The following is a 3,468-nucleotide window of genomic DNA, read 5'->3' as shown; positions in this document are numbered from 1 at the left end:
GCTGCCAGCACCATGCCTTCAGATAAGCCAAATTTCATTTGTCTTGGCGCCAGATTAGCCACCATCACCGTTAAACGACCTTCTAAATCTTCAGGATTGTAGTGTGCTTTAATGCCGGCAAATACATTGCGCGTATTTTCTTCACCAATATCAAGTGTCAGTTGCAATAACTTATCTGCACCTTCAACATGCTCAGCCTTAACAATTTTGGCGATGCGTAAGTCAATTTTAGTAAAGTCATCAATGCTAATCATGTTATCTTCCTCTTCTTGTTCGGGTGCTTGCTCAGCCACAGTTTGTTTAGACGCTTCGATGACGCTATTAATTTGATCATCTTCAATGCGTGACATCAGTGGCTTAAATTTATTAATTTGATGCTTGGTCAGTGGGTGTTTTAGATCGGCCCATTTAAGCTCATCAACATTTAAAAACAACTCAGCCTGTTTGGCCATCTCTGGCAATACCGGCTTTAGATAAGTAATCAATACACGAAACAGATTAAGTGCTAATGAAGTCACGTCATGAACTTGTGCCTCCTTACCTTCTTCTTTAATTAACTGCCAAGGTTTGTGTTCATCAACATATTGATTGGCTTTATCTGCAAGCTTCATGATTTCACGCATAGCTTGACTGTAATTACGAGCCTCATACAGTTTGGCAATAGCGTCACCTTGAGCAACAAACTCATTATATAGCTCAGATTCTATGGCGTAAGCTGACAAAGTTTTATCAAACTTTTTCACCACAAAGCCAGCGCAACGCGAGGCAATATTAACCACTTTTCCAACTAAATCGGAATTAACTCTTTGTTTAAAATCTTGCAAGTTAAGATCAATATCGTCAATTCGATTAGACAGCTTGTAGGCGTAATAATAACGCAAACATTCAGGATTAAGACTTTCTAAATAAGTTCTAGCCTGAATAAAAGTGCCACGCGACTTACTCATCTTTTGGCCGTTAACGGTTAAAAATCCGTGTGAGTAAATCGCCGTTGGGGTGCGATAATCAGCACCCATTAGCATTGCTGGCCAGAACAGTGCATGGAAATAAACAATATCCTTGCCGATAAAATGATACAGCTCAGTGTCAGAATCCTTATTAAAGTATTCGTCAAAATCTAGGCCTTGATCATCACACAATTTTTTAAAACTTGCCATGTAGCCAATTGGCGCATCTAGCCAAACATAAAAATATTTATTTTCAACACCCGGAATCTGAAAACCAAAATACGGCGCATCACGTGAAATATCCCACTGCTGCAAGCCTTGCTCAAACCATTCAGAAAGCTTATTACTGATTTCAGCTTGCAAGTGCCCTGCTTCTGTCCAAGCCTTAAGTTGGTCTTCAAATTGTGGCAAATCAAAAAAGTAATGCTCAGAATCTTTAGTAATTGGTGTGGCGCCTGATACGGCTGATTTTGCATTGACCAATTCTGTGGGTGAATAAGTTGCACCACATACTTCGCAGTTGTCACCATATTGGTCTTTCGCGCCACACTTAGGGCACTCGCCACGAATAAAACGATCGGGCAAGAACATTTGTTTTTCAGGGTCAAACGCTTGTGAAATTGTACGGGTTTTGATAAAGCCTTTGTCGTTCAGCTTGTTGTAAATACCGGCTGAAATTTCTTTATTTTCAGGGCTATGAGTTGAATGGTATTGACTAAACCCAATGGAAAAATCTTTAAAATCTGCTTGATGGCGCTCACTTACACCTTTAATCAGTTCTTCTGGAGTAATACCAAGCTCATTTGCTTTAAGCATAATAGGTGTGCCATGCGCATCATCTGCACAGACGTAATGACACTCGTTGCCCATCATTTTCTGAAAACGCACCCAAATATCAGTTTGGATGTATTCGAGTAAATGCCCAAGGTGAATTTCACCATTGGCATAAGGCAAGGCAGAAGTGACTAAAATTTTTCTTGAACTCATAAAGGTAGACTTGTTAATATTAGGGTTGGATGATATCGTTATACGATAAAATAGCATCATTTTACTGAAATACAGGTACAAGATTATGGCAGATTTATCCGTAGATACGATTAATAGCATTTTAAGTAATGTTGTTGATAAATACACAGAGCAAGATATTGTTTCTTCAAACGCAATTAACAGTATTGATATTGACGGTGAAAAAGTAACTATTACTATTGAGCTCAACTACCCTGCTAGCGGTTACCACGATGAATTAAAGCAGCAAGTAACCGATGCGTTAGCTGCTAAAGATATTAACAATGTTGATGTTAATATTGAAACTAAGATTATTAAATACTCCACTCAAAAAGGCGTTGAAATCTTATCAGAGGTTAAAAATATTATTGCTGTTGCTTCAGGTAAAGGTGGCGTTGGTAAATCAACCACTTCGGTTAACTTGGCACTTGCACTACAAGCTGAAGGCGCCAAAGTGGCTATTTTAGATGCAGATATCTACGGCCCATCACAGCCAAGAATGCTGGGTGTTAGTAACCTTAAGCCTGATACGACTGCAGAAGGCAAACTATTACCAATTCTTGGGCACGGCATGCAGAGTATGTCTATCGGCTATTTAGTTGATGAAGACAATCCAATGATTTGGCGTGGCCCTATGGTTACTCAAGCTTTAGAGCAAATGTTACGTGACACGCTATGGCGTGGTGTTGATTACATGATTATCGACCTACCACCAGGTACGGGTGATACACAGCTAACCCTTTCTCAAAAGATTCCAGTGAGTGGATCTGTTGTTGTTACTACACCACAAGACATTGCCTTATTAGATGCCAGAAAAGGTTTGAAAATGTTTGAAAAAGTTAACATTCCAATTTTAGGCGTGGTTGAAAATATGTCGCTACACATCTGTTCTAAGTGTGGCCATGAAGAAGCAATCTTTGGTGTTGGCGGCGGTGCTTCTATGGCACAAGAATCAGATGTTAACTTCTTAGGCGCTTTGCCGCTAGAAATGGATATTCGCACCGATGTGGACGAAGGCACGCCAACCGTTGCTAGAGATCCTAATGGTAGAGTGGCGGAGATTTATAAAGAGATTGCTAGAAAAGTGAGTGCTAAATTAACACAGCAAGATCGTGCTGTAAGCGCATTTCCTAGTATCACGATTGAATAAATATCATCTATCCTGTTACAATTTTAATTAACAGAGTAAAAAATAAGTAAACTACAAAGCCTTAACAAGGCTTTTTTTATGTATGAACTATTTTAATCAATTCAAAGGTCGTTTCATGGGCATTATGCAGTGGGAAGATTGCCATGCATTACTTGAAACACTGCATAACAACCCAAGTGACTGGTACGTGTATGACACACTTGAAACTATGCCTGATAGTGTTATGGATTCAGCTAAATTTTGCGATCAAATCAACCAAATAAAATCAATTCTCGATAGTGAGCATGATGAGCGCTATTGCGGCATTGTTTATGCAGATGATTTAAAAAACCCTAGTTTTGTTAAGATTTTTCACCCTAATAACTT

The 3,468-nt window shown here is 39.2% G+C and carries 2 protein-coding genes and 1 pseudogene; 2 read left to right on the top strand and 1 reads right to left on the bottom strand.

Annotation, left to right across the window (positions count from 1 at the left end):
• Positions 1 to 1,934, bottom strand: a 1,934-nt coding sequence (metG, locus tag PSN35_RS06670; RefSeq protein ID WP_300031194.1) for a methionine--tRNA ligase, incomplete at its 3' end; no start/stop codon positions are given.
• 85 nt (positions 1,935 to 2,019) lie between these two features.
• On the opposite strand from metG, the gene apbC reads away from it, so the two are divergent.
• Together apbC and PSN35_RS06660 are read left to right on the top strand one after the other, a co-directional pair.
• The gene (gene apbC / locus PSN35_RS06665) at positions 2,020 to 3,102 is read left to right on the top strand and encodes an iron-sulfur cluster carrier protein ApbC (RefSeq protein ID WP_300031192.1); all 1,083 of its coding nucleotides are present in this window, start codon (positions 2,020 to 2,022) and stop codon (positions 3,100 to 3,102) included.
• An 82-nt stretch (positions 3,103 to 3,184) separates the two neighbouring features.
• Positions 3,185 to 3,468, top strand: a pseudogene (locus PSN35_RS06660) (hypothetical protein); the annotation flags it as partial.

Source organism: Candidatus Thioglobus sp. (genome assembly GCF_028599055.1).
Taxonomy (GTDB): Bacteria; Pseudomonadota; Gammaproteobacteria; order PS1; family Pseudothioglobaceae; genus Thioglobus_A.
Note: the sequence above shows the minus strand (reverse complement) of the source record. Positions and strands in the feature narration are given on the sequence as shown.